Origin of the sequence: Pelagimonas phthalicica (genome assembly GCF_004364805.1) — a bacterium.
Taxonomy (GTDB): domain Bacteria; phylum Pseudomonadota; class Alphaproteobacteria; order Rhodobacterales; family Rhodobacteraceae; genus Pelagimonas; species Pelagimonas phthalicica.
Window position 1 is genome coordinate 1,038,363 of the sequence record NZ_SOAP01000002.1, and the last position, 18,372, is coordinate 1,056,734.

Genomic DNA, 18,372 nt, shown 5'->3' on the forward strand with positions numbered 1-18,372 from the left:
CCGCTTACAGGTCGATCTCACCGCCCGTTTCCGGCTGCTCTTCGGCGACCTCTTCTTCGGTGCGGCGGCGTATGATAATGTCACCATTGGGCAGCATTTCTGGCGAGTGGTAAAGGCTCCAATCCTCGACCTTGCCGAACATCTCTTTCAGGGCTGGCCCCATTTCGGCGGCAAAATCCTTGAGCATGGGTTCCATTTCTTCGGCCATGCCTTCCAGCTCTTTCAAGGCCGGTTCCATTTCTTCCATCAACCCTTGGAAAAACATCTTGGCCCCCTGCTCCATCAGCGAAGGCCCTTCTTTGTCATCAGCAAAGACGGGGGAAGCCATGGTAAGGGCGACGATCACGGGGGTAGCAAAACGAGTCATGTCTTGAATATAGGGGCACGGTTTTGTGACGTAAGGGGAAACTTGGCGAGTCCGCCGGACCAGCCAAACCTTGCTTAAAGGTCAATGTCCAACGTGACCGGGAAGTGATCCGAGGCAGTTAGCAAAGCCTCGCGCAGCTCGGGCACGGACCAGCAATTTTGATCATCAAAGGGATGCCAGATGCACCAGTGTGCATTCAAGGCCTGCAAGTCAGGCGAAACCATGATGTAATCCAGCAAGGCCTGCAAATAGCGCTTTTTGTCCTTGAGGTAAAAGCGCGAGGTCGTGGGATGTGCACCCAGCTTGCTGGCCAGAGCCTCATCCGCATGGGGATCAAACAAGGCGGCCTCCCCTTCGCCCAGCACGATCTCGACCGAACTGCGCCCAAACAGGTTCTCGTATTCGTCCAGACCCGGACCATCATTCAGGTCCCCCATCACGATGACAGGATCGTCGGCGCTCAGATGGCTTTCCACCCGGCGGCGCAGCCAAATCGCCTGCGCCAATTGCTTGCGACGGTTGGCGATCGAGATGCGCATAACCTCATCCCGGGACCGCGCGCCATGGGGTGCCTTGGATTTCAGATGTGCGCCAATCAGGCGCAAGCTTTTGCCAGCTTTGGTGGTGACCTCCAATTCCAAAGGCGGTTTGGAAAAGGTCACCTCGTCGCGACTGGCGTCAATATCCAGATCAATGCCAAAAACCTGATCAAAGACCGGCGCATCCATATCCCCTGCCCCTTTGGGGTCATGGCGCACGCTCAGCACGTCGGGATCATACAGAAAGGCAATTTCCTGCTGGGTGTCATTGGTGAACCCGGTGACCACCTCGCGGCAGCGCAAGTCATAGGCCTGGGCAAAACTGGTCAGCGCCTTGGTGGTCGAGCGTTTCGAACTGGTATCGGGGGCCTCGATGATCATGATGCCGTCGGCGTTCAACGCGGTGAATACAATGCCCAGTGCCTCGGCCTGCTGGGCGCGGGTCACATTGTGTCGCGCTGACCATTCCCCATCTGCCAAAAGCTGCCCGCGTCGATCAAACAGCGCATCGAACCATTCGACATTGTAGGTGGCCAGACGCATCAGGCCGGTTTTCCGTTGATCTCGGCCCAGGCGTCATTGATGTCTTGCATGCGCCGTTCCGACAGTTTGACCGCCTCGGCAGGAACACCGCGGGCGATCATCACATCGGGATGGCTTTCGCGCACCAATTGCCGCCAATGTTTGCGGATCTCATCCATCGGCATATCTGGTGTCACACCTAGAACGGTGTAGGGATCAGGTGTGGCATCGGGGACAAAGCGGGCGCGCATGGCGCGGAAACGATTGTCATCAATGCCAAAAATCTCGGCCACATCATGCAGAAACTGGTCCTCGGCCGGGTGATAGGTGCCGTCGGCCATGGCGATATGGAACAGCCCCTCCATCAAGTCACACAGCGTGCCCGGCTCATCGCCAAACATCGCGCGGATGCGTTTGGCATAATCCTGAAAGCCCGCAACGTCCTGACGGGCGAGGTTGAACACCTTGGCGGCACCTGCCTCATCCTCGCTGGCGATCTGAAACACTTCGCGAAAGGCGGTGACCTCATCCCGGGTGACCAAGCCATCCGCCTTGGCCATTTTGGCCGACAGGGCGATCACCGCAATGGTAAAGGCAATCGATTTTTCCGGCGGGCTGCGCAGTTTCTCAAACACCGCCGACAGGCCCTCGCCAGAGGCGAGCGCCGCAACAGCGTTGGATATACGAGACCAAATCGACATAGGCGCACCTTACGCGAGCAAAGAAGCAGTGTCAGGCGGTCATTGCAGAAATTTCTGCGCCTGCAACACGGCCCGGCGGATTTATGTCAATTGGACCTCGCCAAGCGGTGTTTCAAGCTCTGCTGCCAATCCGGGGGCTGCGGTTTCAAAGCGGATCAACGGCTCGGACAGGTGGGGGGCCAGCAGGGCTTGCAGCGCATCCGCTTCGGGATGCGACACGGTGAGCTGTTGCAGACGAACGCCGCCTTTGGGCAATGTTCGGCCCGGGATCTGCGTGCCATGCCATTGGATCAGGGCCGGGAACAGGCCATCAAAGGGTAAAAACCCGTCTTTGGGCACCGCCATGGTCCAACTGAGCCCGCCGCGCGAAACCTCAATCGGTTCACCTGCTATGGGCAGCGCTTGCAGAGCAGATACCATATCCTCAACCCGGCAAATCCATTTGTCCAACCGCGCAGGCCCCGAGAAATGATCCAACCCGAACCAGCGCGCATCCGTCGGAGGCTCTGCCGCCGGATCAACCGCAATCGCTTCGATATAGAGATCCGGTGCCATGCCAAGCAAACGGTTATGGGTTCCAAAGCGATTATGCCGCCCACCGGGCAAGAGCGGGATACCAACCGCCGCCTCCAAATGGGCCGCTGCCTCTTCCAGGCTTTCACCCAAAACTGCGATATGATCCAAAGCCAGCATCCGCATCCCTCCAAAACCGTTGAAAACGCCTCTATATCCTACAAAACCTGACCGATTTTGTCTTGAAAAGATGCAAGTTCGGCCCACCTTTCTTAGGACTTCACCAAATCGCGAGGGATAGATGCTGCTTAGAATGATAGACCGCTTTTTCCGGCACGAGGCGTCGGGGGGATTGCTGCTGATGGCGGCAGCCCTGGCTGCGCTGGTTGTCGCCAATTCCGGCCTGTCGGGTGCCTATGACGCCGTGCTGGGCAGCGTCCTGTCCGTGACGATCAACGGGACCGGTCTGGAGAAACCGGCGATCCTGTGGATCAATGACGGGTTGATGGCGATTTTCTTCTTTTTGATCGGGTTGGAACTGAAACGCGAGTTGCTTGAGGGCAAGCTCAAGAAACCCTCGGATGTGGTTCTGCCGGGCATGGCGGCAGTGGGGGGCATGGTTGTGCCTGCGCTGATCTTTGTCATGTTCAACTGGGGCAATACGGCCACGATCAATGGCTGGGCCATCCCTGCTGCGACCGATATTGCCTTTGCCCTCGGGGTGTTGGCGCTGGTCGGAGATCGTGTGCCGTCCTCGCTCAAGGTATTTCTGCTAACGCTGGCCATTCTTGACGATATTGGTGCGATCCTAATCATCGCGATTTTCTACACCGCTGAGCTCAAGGTCGATTACCTGCTGATGGCGCTGGTGCCTGCCCTCGCGATGCTTTGGCTGAACCTCAAAAAGGTTCACCGCGTCGCGCCGATCCTCTTCCTTGGGGTGATCATGTGGGTGCTGGTGCTGAAATCCGGCGTTCATGCGACGCTGGCCGGGGTTGTGACCGCCTTTTTCATCCCGCTGACGGATAAATGGGGCAAGTCCCCGCTGCATTCGATGGAACATGGGCTGACGCCTTATGTGCTTTACCTGATCATCCCGGTCTTTGCCTTTGCCAATGCCGGTGTGGTTCTGACGGGGCTGAGCCTGTCTGACCTGGCCGCACCGCTGCCTTTGGGCATCGCGCTTGGCCTGATCCTCGGCAAGCAGATTGGCGTCTTTGGCGTGACCTGGCTGATGGTCAAGCTGCGCCTCGCACAACCGCCTGCGGGCGCGAATTGGGCGCAGATCTATGGTGTGGCCTGTCTCGCCGGGATCGGGTTTACCATGTCGCTCTTCATCGGCTCGCTCAGCTTTGCCGATCCAGAGCTGATGAACCATGTCCGTCTGGGCGTATTGCTGGGCTCTTTGGTCTCCGGTGTCATTGGCTATGCCGCCCTGCGCCTGTCGACCGCTGCCGAGCCTGAAGGCGCTAAGGTCGCTGCGGAATAAGACGCTGATTCAAAAATGAAAGCGCGCCCTTGTTCTATACAAGGGCGCGCTTTTTTGCGTTTATAGCTGCTTAGGCGCGAGCATCACGGATCAGGCGTAGAATGTCTTGAGCAGCCTCGGGGATATTGGTGCCCGGACCAAAGATCGCCTTCACACCAGCGGATTTGAGGAAGTCGTAATCCTGCTGCGGGATCACCCCGCCGCAGATCACCAGAATATCCTCGGCCCCTTGCTTTTTCAGCTCTTCGATCAGCTGTGGTGCCAGTGTCTTGTGACCCGCCGCCTGCGAGCTGATACCGACCACATGCACGTCATTGTCGATCGCATCCTGCGCGGCCTCATCCGGGGTCTGGAAGAGCGGGCCCACATCAACGTCAAAGCCGATATCGGCAAAGGCCGTGGCGATCACCTTGGCCCCACGGTCATGGCCGTCCTGGCCCATCTTGACCACCAGCATCCGGGGGCGGCGCCCCTCTGCTTCGGCAAAGGCTTCGATATCTTTCTGGATGGCGGCAAAGCCCTCATCCCCCTCATAGGCAGCCCCATAAACACCGGCCAGGGTTTTGACTTCGGCGCGGTGACGTCCAAATTCTTCTTCCATTGCCATGCTGATTTCCCCCACAGAGGCACGTGCACGGGCCGCCTCAACCGCGGCCTCCAGCAGGTTTCCACCTTCCTTGGCGCGACGGGTCAGCTCGGCCAAAGCAGCCTGACAGGCCGTTTCGTCCCGATCCGAACGCATTTGGGTCAGACGCGCGATCTGGCTGTCACGCACAGCCATATTGTCCACATCGAGGATCTCAAGCTCGTCTTCCTTGTCGAGCTTGTACTTGTTCACCCCAACGATGACTTCGTCGCCCCGGTCGATCATCGCCTGACGCTTGGCCGCCGATTCCTCGATCCGCAGCTTGGGCATGCCGCTGGCCACAGCCTTGGTCATGCCGCCCATTTCCTCGACCTCTTGCATCAAGGCCCAGGCGTCGTTGATCAGCTGATCCGTCAGGCTTTCGACATAGTAAGAGCCCGCCAGCGGATCGACCACATTGGTGACGCCGGTTTCCTCTTGCAGGATGATCTGGGTGTTGCGGGCGATGCGGGCGCTGAATTCAGTCGGCAATGCAATCGCCTCGTCCAAGGCATTGGTATGCAGGGATTGTGTGCCGCCCAGAACCGCGCTCATCGCCTCGTAAGCGGTGCGGATCACGTTGTTATAGGGGTCCTGTTCCTGCAGGGACACGCCCGAGGTCTGGCAGTGGGTGCGCAGCATCTTGGAGCGTTCAGACTTGGCCCCGAATTCGGTCATCACACGATGCCAAAGGGTGCGCGCGGCGCGCAACTTGGCCGCCTCCATGAAGAAGTTCATGCCAATGGCAAAGAAGAAGCTCAGGCGACCCGCGAATTTGTCCACATCCATGCCTGCATTGATCGCCGCACGCACATATTCGCGCCCATCCGCCAGCGTATAGGCCAGTTCCTGCACCAGGTTCGCCCCGGCCTCTTGCATGTGGTAGCCGGAAATCGAGATCGAGTTGAATTTCGGCATCTCATTCGAGGTATATTCGATGATGTCCGAAATGATCCGCATCGAGGGTTCGGGCGGATAGATATAGGTGTTGCGCACCATGAACTCTTTCAGAATGTCATTCTGAATGGTGCCCGCCAGCAGGCTTTTGTCATGGCCCTGCTCTTCGCCCGCCACAATGAAGTTCGCCAGGATCGGGATCACCGCGCCGTTCATGGTCATCGAAACCGAGACCTTGTCGAGCGGGATACCGTCAAAGAGGATTTTCATATCCTCGACGCTGTCGATGGCAACCCCAGCCTTGCCCACATCGCCAACAACGCGCGGGTGATCGGAGTCATAGCCGCGGTGCGTGGCCAGATCGAAAGCAACCGAAACACCTTGCTGACCGGCCGCCAGGTTTTTGCGGTAAAAGGCGTTGGATTCCTCAGCCGTGGAGAAACCTGCATATTGGCGGATGGTCCAAGGTCGGCCCGCATACATGGTCGCCTTCACCCCACGGGTGAACGGCCCTACGCCAGGCAGCGTGTTCATATGGTCGAGATCCGCTGTATCCTCCGCCGTATAAAGCGGTTTGACCTCAATCCCTTCCAAGGTGTTCCAGGTCAGATCATCCAGCGGGCGGCCCCGCAGTTCTTTTTCAGCGAGTTTCTTCCAATCGTCGGGCAGATCGGTCATAGGCTTGTCCTCTCTCAGTCAGCACCGCCGTCGGTTTTTCCGATCTTGCGGGCATGGGATCTTCTCTCAAATGCGCCAATCCCTCGGCTCCGGCACGCAGCCAGTAGAGGTCATCGGCATAGGCCTCGCGCAGGGCGGAGGCCTGAAACGGTGTAAAGGGCTGCCAGCGTCCGGTTTCATCCGGCAGCAAGTCGGGGAAATCGCCGCGATCCAGCAGGACCTCGCGCAATTCCTGAAGGTTGGGGCTGCGATTGGCCCAGAATTCCCCAATCCCGGTACCGGGTTGGCCTGGTTTCTGGGTCGCCATCGCCAAAAGCTCATCCGGATGGGAGGCAAAGTGTTCAAAGGGCGTCACCAAAATCTCGGCTTCGGGGCAGGCGCAGGCAATATCGGTGATGACGTGACGCCAGCTGCGGTCGGAATGGGCGATGCTGTCACGCACCGCATCGCTGGGCACGGATTCGCCGCGCGGCACGAGATAGGCCATGACCGACCCCCACCAGCGATCAGGCGAGCGGATCTGCAAGACCACCCGGGTGATCGGGTCAAAGGCTGCGTTGACCCGCGCCATGCGTTCGCCAATGTCAGGATACATCACCCGCGCGCGCAGGCTGCGCCGCGCCGTTCCAATCAGGTTTTCGTCTGACACAACAAGATGCGTCATCCCCTGCCGCGCGGCACCAGCAAGGTTCATCTGCACACGGCCAATGGCGCGTTTGGTTTGCTTGGGCGAAACCGGGCGATCCGCAACACCGTCAAGCAGTCCCTTGCGGGTCCGCCATGGCCCCCAAAACCCAACCCCTTGCGTCATCAAAGCGCTGCGATTGGCGCGTAGATATTGCTGAAAACTTGTCGATCCGGTGCGATGCGCACCGATATGCAGGATGACATCCATGAGGCAGCGGCCCTTAGCCAGACCCGCGTCAGCAGCGACACGGGCAGTTGCAGATGCCAACAAGGATGGCCTGCCGCTTATGAGAAACTCGTTAATGCTAAAATTTTTCCGGTTCCCGCGCCCTGTGGACTGTGCAGCTTTCGTTTCGCACCCTATATCTATGTGTATGAACGCATTTTCCCGTCTGGCCGCCTTGGCCCTCATCCCTGCTCTGCTGGCCTCACCTGTGCTCAGCGCGACCGAGGCCGAAGAGCCGTTTACCTTGATCCGGGATGCCTCGGACACCTCTCTTGAGGAGTGGGCCTGGATCAAACGGGTGGTGGTGGTCTTTGCCGACAGCCCCAATGATCCGCGCTTTGCCGAACAAATGCGGCTGATCGAGGAGCGACCAGAGGCGTTGCTGGAGCGCGATGTGGTGGTGATCACCGACACGGACCCAAAGGCGCGCAGCGAGGTGCGCAAAGCGTTGCGCGCGCGCGGCTTTATGCTGGTGGTGCTGGCCAAGGATGGCAGTGTGGTGATCCGCAAACCCGCCCCCTGGGACATGCGTGAAATTTCGCGTTCCATCGACAAGCTGCCGCTGCGCCAGCAGGAGATCCGCGAACGTTGACCTTCAGCCGGGGTTAAACGTTGCCGCGCAGGAAAACTGCCAGGTTTTCTGGCGGATAGACCATCAGCAAGGCATCGCCAGCCGGATCGTAGAGCGTCAGCGTTTCCGACGACATCAGCACCGCGAAATAGCCATTGGCGATGTGCTCTTCCATGCAATCCTTGACCGGGCCGACGCCGGTCGACAGCAAGCCCAGCCCCGTTACCAGATCGCGTGACATCAACTGTTCGGAAACCGCATGCGGGCTGGTTTCCGGCATGTCGAAGACGACGACCTGCCCCTGCCGCAACCGTTCCACCGCTGAATCGATGGATCGGGCGCGTGGTATTGTGGCGCGAATAACCGGAAGGGCGAGATCGAAGACCGCTGCCGTGCAATTCATCCGCGAGGAAAAATAGCGGGTTTGCGCCAGATACACCCAGCCGCCAAGCTGTTGGCGCAGCTCCGCCTCCTTGTCGAGCGCGCAGCCCGACAAGCCGGTCACAAGGACCATGAAGGCCAAGCCCAATCGGGCCGCCACAGGTTGCATCCAGGCACACGTCATCCCCGGCAGTCTTAGCCGGGAATGATTGACGCTTGGTTGCCAAACCTTGATATGGGGCGGCCCAGATCATTTGCGTTATTCGAACTCCATGATCACTTCGTCCACCGCAAGGCTGTCGCCCGCTGCAGCGTTGATCTTGGAGACGACACCTTTCTTCTCAGCGCGCAGGATGTTTTCCATCTTCATCGCCTCAATGGTGCACAGCGCCTGGCCCTCTTGAACCTCTTGCCCCTCTTCCACGTCGATCTTGACGACCAGACCCGGCATTGGGCAGAGCAACATTTTCGAGGTGTCAGGCGGCAGCTTCTCGGGCATCAGCTTGGCCAGTTCCGCCTGACGCGGGCTGCGCACGAGCACCTTGAGGTCGGCGCCGCGCGACCGGATGCGGAACCCATGGGTGATTTTGTCGACCTTCAGCACCAAAGGCGCGCCGTCCACGGTCATGCGGGCCAGGCTGTCACCCGGTGTCCACGCCCCTTCGACGCGCAGCGAGGTGCCATCGGCAAAGGTGACGGTCGAGCCGTCATGATCCGCATCAATGCTGGCCTCAAAGGCTTCGCCTTGCAGGGTCACAACCCATTCAGTGCCAACACGGCGTTCGTGATTGTCCAAACGCCCCGACACACGGGTGCGGCGGATTTCGGCAACGCGGTTCATGGCGGCGGCGGCAGCGGCGATACGCTTGAGCCCATCCTCACCAAGTGTCACACCTGCGAACCCCTCTGGGTATTCCTCTTCGATAAAGGCAGTGGTCATCTCGCCAGAAATGAATTTCTCATGGTCCATCACAGCGCTGAGGAATGGCAGGTTGTGCCCGATCCCTTCGACCTCAAACCCATCCAGCGCATTACGCATGGCCTCAATCGCCTCGTCACGGGACGGGGCCCAGGTGCAAAGCTTGGCGATCATCGGGTCATAATACATCGAGATCTCGCCGCCCTCATAGACGCCGGTATCATTGCGCACTGCAAAACCGTCACCGGCCGGTGCATCGCCCTGCCATTTGTCATTCTCAAGCAGCAGACCACCCGACAGTTCAGCCGGTGGACGATAGCGGGTCAAACGGCCAATCGAGGGCAGGAAACCGCGATACGGGTCTTCGGCATAGAGGCGGTTTTCAATGGCCCAACCGTTGATCTGCACATCATCCTGCGTGATGGTCAGCGGCTCACCATTGGCAACGCGGATCATCTGTTCGACCAGGTCAACGCCGGTGATCAATTCGGTCACCGGGTGTTCCACCTGCAAGCGGGTGTTCATCTCGAGGAAATAGAAGTTCTTGTCACCATCGACGATGAATTCCACGGTCCCGGCGCTGGTGTAACCCACGGCCTTGGCCAGCGCGACCGACTGTTCGCCCATGGCTTTGCGGGTTTCGGGATCGAGGAAAGGCGACGGGGCCTCTTCGACCACTTTCTGGTTACGGCGCTGGATCGAACATTCGCGTTCGTTCAGATAGATGCCATTGCCATGTGCGTCGCAAAGCACCTGAATTTCGATATGGCGCGGCTGCGTCACAAATTTCTCGATAAAGATCCGGTCATCGCCAAAGCTGTTCGCCGCTTCGTTTTTCGAGCTTTGGAAACCTTCGCGTGCTTCCTGATCGTTCCAGGCAATCCGCATGCCTTTACCACCGCCCCCGGCAGAGGCTTTGATCATCACCGGATAGCCGATCTCGTTGGAAATCTTGACTGCCTCATCCGCGTCTTCGATCAGGCCCATATAGCCGGGAACCGTTGAAACCTCGGCCTCCTGAGCGATCTTTTTCGAGGTGATCTTGTCCCCCATCGCCTCAATCGCGCCTTTAGGCGGGCCGACAAAGGCAACGCCCTCGGCCTCAAGCGCTTCGGCGAATTTGCTGTTCTCGGACAGGAACCCATAGCCGGGGTGAACCGCCTGCGCGCCGGTCTGGCGGATGGCATCCATCACCTTGTCAATGACGATATAGGACTGGTTCGCCGGCGGCGGGCCGATATGCACGGCCTCATCGGCCATTTGCACATGCAGCGCCTGCTTATCGGCATCCGAATAGATCGCCACGGTTTTGATACCCATTTTGCGTGCGGTCTTGATGACACGGCAGGCAATCTCGCCACGGTTGGCGATCAGGATCTTGTCGAACATGTCAGTCCCTTTCCTCTTGTCTTTGGCTCAGGGCGGCACAACCCCCTGATGCATGCAAAAAGACCGCCCCCGCGTGGGTCACACGCGAGAGGCGGTCAAACTGAATCCGAAAGGACTGCTGACGCGTGCTAGCAGCGTTCCGGGAATTTTTGGCAATAGGCAACATTGCCCACGACGCCGATGGCGGCACCGGTAAGAACGTCCTGTTCCAGGACAAGCGCGGCAGCTGTGCCAGCGCCTGCGCCAATAAGCGCCTGGTCACCGACGGAGTCACCGCAGGCTGCAAGCGCTGTAAGCGCCAAGGCAGCCGCCATCCATGTGTGTTTTTGCATGTTCTGCTCTCCTCTTTGGTCCTTATGCCGGACAGGTTCAGGGACCATGTTGTGGCCCTCTTTGTCCAATGCATATGGGAAGGAGAGGTGATTTCGGCAAGCATGTGCCGATTGTCTTTTGACCTTTTCGCAACCGGTTGGAAAAGGCGGGGCGGACGGACAGGGGAATGGCCGAACCGCCCCCTAAGGGAAGGGTCACGTTGAATGGCGATCATGTCTTGGGTCCATGTTTCGCCCTTCGCAATCAGGCTGCCAAAGCCATGACCCGACGCAAAGCGCAAAGCCACGCTTGCCGATTTTTCGGCAGCGTTTTGCGCAAATACTCGGGTCAGTGGCAGGATCACGCCCAATCCTCCGTTCCGTCAAAAGCTTCGGGGAAAGCGGCGCGGGCCGCGGTTTCATCAATGACCAGCAAAGCGTCATAGCTTTCGGGGTCAAAATCTTCGGGATCATAGGGCAGCACTTCGCGCCCAAAGAGCCAGCTTAGACGACCGGCATCGAGATTGCCGCGTTCAAATGGCTGGTCGCCAAAATGCGCCCATAGTGCGGCCATGAAACCGGCATCGGCCTTACGATCCGGCGTGCGGCGGTCGCGATAGCGTTCACGCCGGGTGATCGCCGTCACCCCTTTCGGGTTCGGTCTGCGAATAACGAATTGGAAATCTGTACCCGGCAGTCGCCCGGGAAAACCGCGATGCTTTAGCATGATGCACCCCTTTGTTGTTGTGTCCAACGCTGGGTGCCTCGCAACCAAAACTCTTGCAAGAGTTTTGCAAAAGCCATGCATGGCTTTTTTGCACTTCCTTCGGAGGAAGCGGGGGTTGGAGCGGGCCCGAAAGCCCGCTCCAAACAGTGTTTACTTGTACTTGCCTGTGTAGACAGGCTCAACGCTGATCGGCTCTGGGTCGACAACGATGAACTCTTCTTCTTCCTGCTGGCCACCACAGGCGGAAACGCCTGCAACGATGGCGAACATGGCAAGCAGTTTGATGCTCTTGGACATCTAAGACTCCTGTCAGGTTCCACGAGGTCCGCAAGGCCAAACGACCCTACCCACCCCATTTTCGAGGTAAAGACTGCTTGGGAGCAATCTGGACGTAAATTAACCGACAGGGTGGGGAAAAGATACGTTCCCAAATCCGAGAGAAAATCCTGTGACTGCAAAGCCTCAAAAAGTTGTCCACATGAGAGTCGACCCGCAAGATATTGTGCAACCATCAAAAAACCTCCCAGATGCAGAGGTCGTTTTCGACGCTGTAGCTTTCGAAAAACTGGGTCACATCCGGGGTCATCACCCCGAATTCCACTGGTTTTTCCATGAGGGTGACAACGATCTGTTGCGCGCTGCCCCCCTGAATTTGCAGCTGAGGCAGGGCAAATTCCGTGCAGAGATAGGCCATGTCATCCAGGACCTGTTCAAAGCTTTTGCCGCCCTCGGCGATCCCGGGCGCGACAAAGCGAAAGCGTTGCGCCGGGCCATCATCCAACCAGTCGTGAAAGCTGACCTCAAGCCCTGAGGGCACCGCGATCGGGTCGGCCAGAGCCTTATCAGCCTGGGCCGTGCCAGCAAAGAGAATGGAAAAGAGTAAGGCGCAGCCCCGGCCCCCGAAGGGTCCTCCCGCCGGGGCTGCAAAAATCCCGGGCGCACCCAGGGATATATTCCGTAACCGAGCGATCATAACGCCCGCTCCCGCGCCCAGGTCAGCCAACGTGCGCGATGCGCAGGGCTGTCCAGCAGCGCTTGGATTCGGTCAGAGAGATTTGCAGGAACCGGCGCCGAGACCAAAAACTGGCCACCGGCTTTGACACACACACCCTCTTCCCTGACGTCAATGAGTATCACGGGAGAAAAACCACGCAAGCCCCTAAATTCACGCCACAGATCCTGACGGATCTGACGCGCCAATCGAGAGGCCCGCGCCAGCGGCAAACACGCCTCTGCCGACACGTCGAAACGCGCTGGCAGATGGCGCGCCAGCGTGAACCGCGCACCATCGCGCAATTCATGCCAGCCACCGCGAGCCTTATGTGTTCCCCCCGGCATCACTTGTCTTACAACGGGATATTGTCGTGTTTTTTCCACGGGTTGCTGAGCTGCTTGTTGCGCAGCATCGCAAAGGCCCGAGAGACACGACGGCGGGTGGATTTCGGTTGGATCACCTCATCGATAAAGCCGCGCTCAGCCGCGACAAACGGGTTGGCAAAGCGGTCTTCGTATTCCGCTGTATGAGCGGCAATCTTTTCAGCATCGCCCAAATCGGCACGGTGAATAATCTCGGTCGCGCCTTTCGCCCCCATCACGGCGATCTCAGCCGTAGGCCAGGCATAGTTCACATCGCCGCGCAAATGCTTGGATGCCATCACGTCATAGGCGCCACCATAGGCTTTGCGAGTGATCACGGTGACCTTTGGCACGGTTGCTTCGCCATAGGCAAAGAGCAGTTTTGCGCCATGCTTGATCACGCCACCATATTCCTGCGAGGTCCCGGGCAGGAAGCCAGGCACATCAACCAGGGTCAGGATCGGAATTTCAAAGCAATCGCAGAAACGGACAAAACGCGCGGCCTTGCGCGAGCTGTCAATATCCAGGCAGCCCGCCAGAACCATAGGTTGGTTCGCGACAACACCCACGGTCTGGCCTTCGAGGCGCATGAAGCCGGTGATGATATTGCCGGCATAATCCTCTTGGATCTCGTAGAAATCGCCTTCATCGGCAACTTTGACGATCAACTCCTTCATGTCATAGGGCATGTTGGGGTTTTCCGGGATCAGCGTATCAAGGCTGCCTTCGATCCGGTCCACATCGTCAAAGAACGGGCGAACGGGTGGCTTTTCACGGTTGTTGAGCGGGAGGAAGTCGACCAGACGGCGCACTTCGGCCAGAGCCTCAACATCGTTTTCAAACGCACCATCAGCGACGCTGGATTTCTTGGTATGGGTGCTTGCCCCACCCAATTCTTCGGCGGTGACGACCTCGTTGGTCACAGTCTTCACAACGTCAGGGCCGGTGACAAACATGTAAGAGCTGTCTTTGACCATAAAGATAAAGTCGGTCATGGCGGGTGAATAAACCGCGCCGCCGGCACATGGGCCCATAATCACCGAGATCTGCGGGATTACGCCCGAAGCCATGATATTGCGCTGGAAGATTTCAGCATATCCGGCCAATGCGTCCACACCTTCCTGAATACGCGCCCCGCCAGAGTCGTTCAGGCCAATCACAGGCGCGCCGTTTTGCATCGCCATATCCATGATCTTGCAGATCTTTTGCGCATGGGTCTCGGAAACCGAGCCGCCCAATACGGTAAAGTCCTGGCTAAAGACATAGACCATGCGGCCATTGATCGTGCCCCAGCCGGTCACAACACCATCGCCGTATGGGCGGTTGTCTTCCATGCCGAACTCGGTGCAGCGATGGGCCTTGAACGTGTCGTATTCTTCGAAACTGTCCTCGTCCAAGAGCAGATCGATACGCTCACGCGCGGTCAGTTTGCCTTTGGCGTGCTGGCTGTCGATCCGACGTTGCCCACCGCCCAGCCGCGCATTTTCGCGACGCTCTTGCAATTCCTGAAGAATGTCTTTCATTGCCCATCCCTTTCCTATCTGGCGCGCAGCAGCCTGCCCAAGCCCGGTTGATCCACGGTTTTACGCACAGTCTCTGTGCACCGCACCGATTTGCAAACTCCGCGCAAAAGCGCTTGGCCGTGAAAATACAGCTCAAACCCTTTGTCTCAAGGGATTCTTGGCAAATTTGCAAAGTAAGAAAATTACCGCCCCGCAAATTTGCAAAACTGCAAAGAGTCCTTTTCTCTCAACCCCTCATGGACAAAGCCATCACCCGGGCCTACCCCTATCCACATGGATAGGAAAATTGAGGTCCGTTTCCGCGACCGCACCACCCCGCCACATATTGTCACACTGGTTCTTCTCGCCGGCATTTCTGCGCTCGCCATGAACATCTTTGTGCCGTCGCTGCCAATGATGAGCGCCTATTTCGATACGGATTATCAGGTGATGCAGCTGGCTGTGGCTGGGTATCTGGCGGCAAATGCGGTGCTGCAGATCTTTATCGGCCCGATTTCCGACCATTATGGGCGTCGTCCGGTCATCCTGGCCGGGATCGGCCTGTTTTGTCTGGCAACTGTGGGCTGCCTGCTCGCGCCGGATTCCTTTACCTTCTTGCTGTTTCGCATGCTGCAAGCGGTGGTCGCCACCGCCATGGTGCTGAGCCGCGCCGTGGTGCGCGACATGTATCCGCAAGATCAGGCTGCCTCGATGATTGGCTATGTCACAATGGGCATGTCGGTTGTCCCGATGATCGGCCCAGTGATTGGCGGCTATCTGGGTGAGCAATTTGGCTGGCAGGCCAATTTCTGGGTTCTCCTGATCGTTGGGCTGTTGATCCTGTGGATCAGCTATGACGATGTGGGCGAAACCAAGCAGCGCAGCGGCCAAACCATCGGCCAACAGGTGCGCGAATATCCCGAACTGCTTGGCTCGCCTCGGTTCTGGGGCTACGCCATGGCCTCGGCCCTGTCTTCAGGCGCGTTCTTTTCCTATGTGGGCGGTGCCCCGTTCATTGGAACCGAACTCTATGGCATGTCTGCATCCGAGCTCGGCTTTTTCTTTGGTGCCCCCGCCGTCGGCTATTTCTTTGGCAACTATATCACCGGCCGCTTTGCCGCGCGCATTGGCGTCAACCGCATGGTTCTTTGGGGCAGCCTGATTGTCGCCATCCCTATGGTGACGCTGATGGGGTTCTTTGCTGCCGGGCTGGACAGCAAATGGGTGTTCTTTGGCTTCATGACCTTTGTCGGTATTGGCAACGGCATGACCATCCCCAATGCCACGGCTGGCATGCTCTCCGTGCGTCCGCAATTGGCGGGCACTGCATCGGGCCTTGGGGGAGCTATCATGCTGGGCGGTGGCGCGGCGATGTCGGCTCTGGCAGGCCTGCTGCTGAGCGTTGAAACCGGGGCCTGGCCGCTGCTGTATCTAATGGCAGGCACTGCCCTGGCTTCCTTGACCGCAATCCTCCTGGTCATCTGGCGGGAAAAGCAGCTGCGGGGGCTGGACACGGCCTGACTTGAATTGCAAAGTTGCGAGACGAAAATCGCAAAGGTGCAAATATGGCGACACAAAAGCTCTATGCCGGGGCGAAACTCCGTGATGTCAGAACCCGGCTTGGCCTGACGCAAAAGGATTTCGCCGCCAAGCTCAGCGTGTCCCTGCCCTATCTGAACCAGATGGAAAACAACAACCGGCCGGTATCAACCACGGTTGTTCTGGCCCTTGCCCAGGAATTCGGCTTTGACGTCACCGAGCTCGGCCAAGGCGATGCAGAACGCCTTGTGTCAGATATGCGCGAGGCCTTGGCCGACCCGGTCTTTGGCGAAGCCGCCCCGCAGCTGGCCGATCTGCGCCTGACCGCCTCCAATGCCCCGGCCTTTGCCCGCGCCTTTCTGGCGCTGCACCGTGCTTATAAGCAAACCCATGAACGGCTGGCCTCCCTCGACGAAGCCCTGGGGCGCGAAGACGCCCAGCTGCGTCCGAGCCCCTGGGAAGAGGTGCGCGATTTCTTTCACTATTGCGACAACTATATCGACGCGGTGGACCGCGCTGCCGAACGCTATGCCCAGCTCAGCGCGACCGAGCCAGACATCCGCACCGCCGCCATTGCGCGCCTTTCGCGCCAGGGGGTTTCGGTCAAGTTCAACCAGACCACGCCCATGCGCAGCTATGATCACGACCGCAAAGAGCTGATCCTAAGCGCCTATGCCCCAGTAGAAACGCAAACTTTCCAACTGCTGGTTCAGGTCGCCCTGTTGGGGCAAAATCAACTGCTGGATGCCACTCTGGATTTGGCACGTTTTCAATCGGACGAGGCGCGCTCCATCGCAAAACTTGGCCTCGCCAATTACTTCGCCGGGGCCGCGATGATGCCCTATAAGGATTTCCTCGATGCCGCGCAGGAAACCCGCCACGATCTGGAACTGCTTTCGGCGCGTTTTGGCTCTTCTGTGGAACAGGTGGCGCACCGCCTTTCGACCCTGCAACGTCCCGGGGCCAAAGGCGTGCCGTTTTTCTTTGTCCGCGTTGATCAGGCGGGCACGATCACCAAGCGCCACTCGGCAACACGGCTGCAATTTGCTCGTTTCGGCGGGGCTTGCCCGCTGTGGAACGTACACCGCGCCTTTGAAAATCCGGGGCAATTCCTGCGCCAATTGGCCGAAACCCCGGATGGAGTTCGCTATATCTCGCTCGCTTGCGATGTCTCCAAAACTGGCGGGCATTTTGGGGCCCCGATGCGCCGCTACGCCATCGCGCTTGGCTGTGATGTCCGCCACGCAGCGGCGCTGGTCTATGCCGATGACATGGATTTCACCCGCGCCTCGGCTTTTGAGCCGATCGGCATCTCCTGCCGCATATGCGAGCGTACCCATTGCCACCAGCGCTCGGTGCCACCGCTGGAAAAACGCCTCTCGATCGATCCATCGCTGCGCAGCGTGCTGCCCTACCGCCTTGACTAAGCCACGGCCTTTGCTTCGGAGCCCTCTCTCGCCTCGCGCCCGACAGGACAGAGGATGAGAGCCCGATCAAGACAAATCGCCGAGGGGCCCCTTTGGGGATGCGGCTATTTTACTTGATCGGGCTCTCATCCTCTGTCAGGGCGCAATCGAGGTGAGCGAGGGATGCGGAGCAAAGGGCTTTGCTTTGGTGAATCTTGAAGCTTTGACAGCTCTACTCCCCACCAACACCAGACATCCCCATCACCTCGCCCCTCGCATCAGAGAAAGCGCGCGGAAGCGCATAATGTAACAGCGGTTAGGCCAAGAGCTCCGGGTTTGGGGCAAAGGGCCAGCGCCTGGCGAGTTCAGCCGCCAAACCACAGTCACGCTCATCCAAAACGCCGCTGGCCCAAGGCCGGAAACGCAGCCGGAACGCGTTTAGCAGGGCGCTGTCCTGCCCCTCACCAGCCACATAGCCGAAGCGGGCACAGTTTCTTCGAAACGCTTCCGCATCCAACTCATCCACGCTACGCTCTGGCCAAATCGACAAACCGCGCCGCGCCAATCTTTGCCAATCAAACCGCGCGCCCGGATCAATCTTGCGACCAATGGCGCTATCTGAATGGCCGATCACCCGATGCGCCGGGATCTCCCACCGCGCCAGGATGCCCGACAAAAGCTGTTCCAAGACAGCCATTTGTGGCTCAGGAAACGGGGCACTGCCGGTATTGGCGATTTCAATGCCAATAGAGTGCGAGTTCACATCCTCAACACCACCCCAGGCCCCTGCCCCGGCATGCCAAGCGCGCATGTCTTCGCTGACCAGTTGCCACAATGTGCCGGTTTCGGAGATGACATAATGCGCGGAAACTTCCGCCTCGGGGTTGCAAAGCCAATCTCGCGCGCCCTCGGCGCTGTCCATTGCAGTGTAGTGCAGCACAATCAAATCGGGCCGCGCGCAATTGCGACGCGGCCCGAAATTGTCAGACGGAAAGGAAATGGCCTCTGGTGAACCAATCACGAGATC

General features: G+C 58.6%; 19 protein-coding genes. 4 read left to right on the forward strand and 15 right to left on the reverse strand.

What is annotated here, in order from left to right; genetic code table 11:
- Positions 1-4: 4 nt before the first annotated feature.
- The 4 genes from CLV87_RS15145 to CLV87_RS15160 form a co-directional block, all read right to left on the reverse strand.
- Positions 5-367 carry a hypothetical protein gene (locus CLV87_RS15145; protein ID WP_099246696.1) on the reverse strand — a complete coding sequence of 121 codons (363 nt, stop codon included), beginning with the start codon at positions 365-367 and terminating at the stop codon, positions 5-7.
- 74 nt (positions 368-441) lie between these two features.
- Positions 442-1,449 (reverse strand): endonuclease/exonuclease/phosphatase family protein, encoded by a 1,008-nt coding sequence (locus tag CLV87_RS15150; protein WP_099246697.1) that lies wholly within the window; start codon positions 1,447-1,449, stop codon positions 442-444.
- Positions 1,449-2,129 (reverse strand): molecular chaperone DjiA, encoded by a 681-nt coding sequence (locus CLV87_RS15155; RefSeq protein ID WP_099246699.1) that lies wholly within the window; start codon positions 2,127-2,129, stop codon positions 1,449-1,451. Before CLV87_RS15155 ends, CLV87_RS15150 begins: the two co-directional genes overlap by 1 nt.
- A gap of 81 nt (positions 2,130-2,210) precedes the next feature.
- On the reverse strand, positions 2,211-2,822 hold the full coding sequence (locus tag CLV87_RS15160) for a VOC family protein (RefSeq protein WP_099247828.1): 612 nt from the start codon (positions 2,820-2,822) through the stop codon (positions 2,211-2,213).
- Positions 2,823-2,943: 121 nt separating this feature from the next.
- On the opposite strand from CLV87_RS15160, the gene nhaA reads away from it, so the two are divergent.
- Positions 2,944-4,131 (forward strand): Na+/H+ antiporter NhaA, encoded by a 1,188-nt coding sequence (nhaA, locus tag CLV87_RS15165; protein WP_099246701.1) that lies wholly within the window; start codon positions 2,944-2,946, stop codon positions 4,129-4,131.
- Between the two features lie 70 nt (positions 4,132-4,201).
- Here the strand turns inward: nhaA and scpA are convergent, their stop codons facing one another.
- Both scpA and CLV87_RS15175 read right to left on the reverse strand, forming a co-directional pair.
- Positions 4,202-6,331, reverse strand: a complete 2,130-nt coding sequence (gene scpA, locus CLV87_RS15170; RefSeq protein ID WP_099246703.1) for a methylmalonyl-CoA mutase — start codon at positions 6,329-6,331, stop codon at positions 4,202-4,204.
- A complete protein-coding gene (locus CLV87_RS15175; RefSeq protein WP_235871945.1) occupies positions 6,294-7,286 on the reverse strand; it encodes a hypothetical protein in 993 nt (330 codons plus the stop codon). Before CLV87_RS15175 ends, scpA begins: the two co-directional genes overlap by 38 nt.
- A 106-nt stretch (positions 7,287-7,392) precedes the next feature.
- Between CLV87_RS15175 and CLV87_RS15180 the strand changes: the two genes are divergently transcribed.
- Positions 7,393-7,836, forward strand: a complete 444-nt coding sequence (locus tag CLV87_RS15180) for a DUF4174 domain-containing protein (protein WP_099246707.1) — start codon at positions 7,393-7,395, stop codon at positions 7,834-7,836.
- A 13-nt stretch (positions 7,837-7,849) separates the two neighbouring features.
- Here CLV87_RS15180 and CLV87_RS15185 read toward each other — a convergent pair whose 3' ends face one another.
- From CLV87_RS15185 to CLV87_RS15215, 8 genes are all read right to left on the reverse strand, one after another.
- Complete coding sequence (locus CLV87_RS15185; protein ID WP_133840800.1) at positions 7,850-8,380, reverse strand: hypothetical protein; 531 nt, start codon at positions 8,378-8,380, stop codon at positions 7,850-7,852.
- A 75-nt stretch (positions 8,381-8,455) separates the two neighbouring features.
- The gene (locus tag CLV87_RS15190) at positions 8,456-10,504 is read right to left on the reverse strand and encodes an acetyl-CoA carboxylase biotin carboxylase subunit (RefSeq protein WP_099246711.1); all 2,049 of its coding nucleotides are present in this window, start codon (positions 10,502-10,504) and stop codon (positions 8,456-8,458) included.
- Between the two features lie 128 nt (positions 10,505-10,632).
- The gene (locus CLV87_RS15195) at positions 10,633-10,836 is read right to left on the reverse strand and encodes a hypothetical protein (RefSeq protein WP_099246713.1); all 204 of its coding nucleotides are present in this window, start codon (positions 10,834-10,836) and stop codon (positions 10,633-10,635) included.
- 340 nt (positions 10,837-11,176) lie between these two features.
- Entirely contained in the window at positions 11,177-11,542 is a 366-nt protein-coding gene (locus tag CLV87_RS15200) for a hypothetical protein (protein ID WP_099247830.1), read from the reverse strand.
- Positions 11,543-11,692: 150 nt separating this feature from the next.
- Positions 11,693-11,839, reverse strand: a complete 147-nt coding sequence (locus CLV87_RS23915; protein WP_166652762.1) for a hypothetical protein — start codon at positions 11,837-11,839, stop codon at positions 11,693-11,695.
- Between the two features lie 214 nt (positions 11,840-12,053).
- The gene (locus CLV87_RS15205) at positions 12,054-12,515 is read right to left on the reverse strand and encodes a DUF6497 family protein (protein WP_099246715.1); all 462 of its coding nucleotides are present in this window, start codon (positions 12,513-12,515) and stop codon (positions 12,054-12,056) included.
- Entirely contained in the window at positions 12,512-12,880 is a 369-nt protein-coding gene (locus CLV87_RS15210) for a hypothetical protein (protein ID WP_235871946.1), read from the reverse strand. Before CLV87_RS15210 ends, CLV87_RS15205 begins: the two co-directional genes overlap by 4 nt.
- An 8-nt stretch (positions 12,881-12,888) precedes the next feature.
- Positions 12,889-14,421: an acyl-CoA carboxylase subunit beta gene (locus tag CLV87_RS15215; RefSeq protein WP_099246717.1), complete on the reverse strand. Its 1,533-nt coding sequence runs from the start codon at positions 14,419-14,421 to the stop codon at positions 12,889-12,891.
- A 273-nt stretch (positions 14,422-14,694) separates the two neighbouring features.
- On the opposite strand from CLV87_RS15215, the gene CLV87_RS15220 reads away from it, so the two are divergent.
- Complete coding sequence (locus CLV87_RS15220; RefSeq protein WP_099246719.1) at positions 14,695-15,921, forward strand: multidrug effflux MFS transporter; 1,227 nt, start codon at positions 14,695-14,697, stop codon at positions 15,919-15,921.
- A 44-nt stretch (positions 15,922-15,965) separates the two neighbouring features.
- Entirely contained in the window at positions 15,966-17,366 is a 1,401-nt protein-coding gene (locus CLV87_RS15225; protein WP_099246721.1) for a helix-turn-helix domain-containing protein, read from the forward strand.
- A gap of 295 nt (positions 17,367-17,661) precedes the next feature.
- Here the strand turns inward: CLV87_RS15225 and CLV87_RS15230 are convergent, their stop codons facing one another.
- Positions 17,662-18,366 carry an N-acetylmuramoyl-L-alanine amidase gene (locus CLV87_RS15230; protein ID WP_099246723.1) on the reverse strand — a complete coding sequence of 235 codons (705 nt, stop codon included), beginning with the start codon at positions 18,364-18,366 and terminating at the stop codon, positions 17,662-17,664.
- Between the last annotated feature and the right edge of the window lie 6 nt (positions 18,367-18,372).

Coding starts and splice junctions, on each gene's coding strand:
- CLV87_RS15145 (WP_099246696.1), bottom strand. CDS start 367: ATGACTCGTTTTGCTACCCCCGTGATCGTCGCCCTTACCATGGCTTCC.
- CLV87_RS15150 (WP_099246697.1), bottom strand. CDS start 1,449: ATGCGTCTGGCCACCTACAATGTCGAATGGTTCGATGCGCTGTTTGAT.
- CLV87_RS15155 (WP_099246699.1), bottom strand. CDS start 2,129: ATGTCGATTTGGTCTCGTATATCCAACGCTGTTGCGGCGCTCGCCTCT.
- CLV87_RS15160 (WP_099247828.1), bottom strand. CDS start 2,822: ATGCTGGCTTTGGATCATATCGCAGTTTTGGGTGAAAGCCTGGAAGAG.
- nhaA (WP_099246701.1), top strand. CDS start 2,944: ATGCTGCTTAGAATGATAGACCGCTTTTTCCGGCACGAGGCGTCGGGG.
- scpA (WP_099246703.1), bottom strand. CDS start 6,331: ATGACCGATCTGCCCGACGATTGGAAGAAACTCGCTGAAAAAGAACTG.
- CLV87_RS15180 (WP_099246707.1), top strand. CDS start 7,393: ATGAACGCATTTTCCCGTCTGGCCGCCTTGGCCCTCATCCCTGCTCTG.
- CLV87_RS15185 (WP_133840800.1), bottom strand. CDS start 8,380: ATGACGTGTGCCTGGATGCAACCTGTGGCGGCCCGATTGGGCTTGGCC.
- CLV87_RS15190 (WP_099246711.1), bottom strand. CDS start 10,504: ATGTTCGACAAGATCCTGATCGCCAACCGTGGCGAGATTGCCTGCCGT.
- CLV87_RS15195 (WP_099246713.1), bottom strand. CDS start 10,836: ATGCAAAAACACACATGGATGGCGGCTGCCTTGGCGCTTACAGCGCTT.
- CLV87_RS15200 (WP_099247830.1), bottom strand. CDS start 11,542: ATGCTAAAGCATCGCGGTTTTCCCGGGCGACTGCCGGGTACAGATTTC.
- CLV87_RS23915 (WP_166652762.1), bottom strand. CDS start 11,839: ATGTCCAAGAGCATCAAACTGCTTGCCATGTTCGCCATCGTTGCAGGC.
- CLV87_RS15205 (WP_099246715.1), bottom strand. CDS start 12,515: ATGATCGCTCGGTTACGGAATATATCCCTGGGTGCGCCCGGGATTTTT.
- CLV87_RS15210 (WP_235871946.1), bottom strand. CDS start 12,880: ATGCCGGGGGGAACACATAAGGCTCGCGGTGGCTGGCATGAATTGCGC.
- CLV87_RS15215 (WP_099246717.1), bottom strand. CDS start 14,421: ATGAAAGACATTCTTCAGGAATTGCAAGAGCGTCGCGAAAATGCGCGG.
- CLV87_RS15220 (WP_099246719.1), top strand. CDS start 14,695: ATGGATAGGAAAATTGAGGTCCGTTTCCGCGACCGCACCACCCCGCCA.
- CLV87_RS15225 (WP_099246721.1), top strand. CDS start 15,966: ATGGCGACACAAAAGCTCTATGCCGGGGCGAAACTCCGTGATGTCAGA.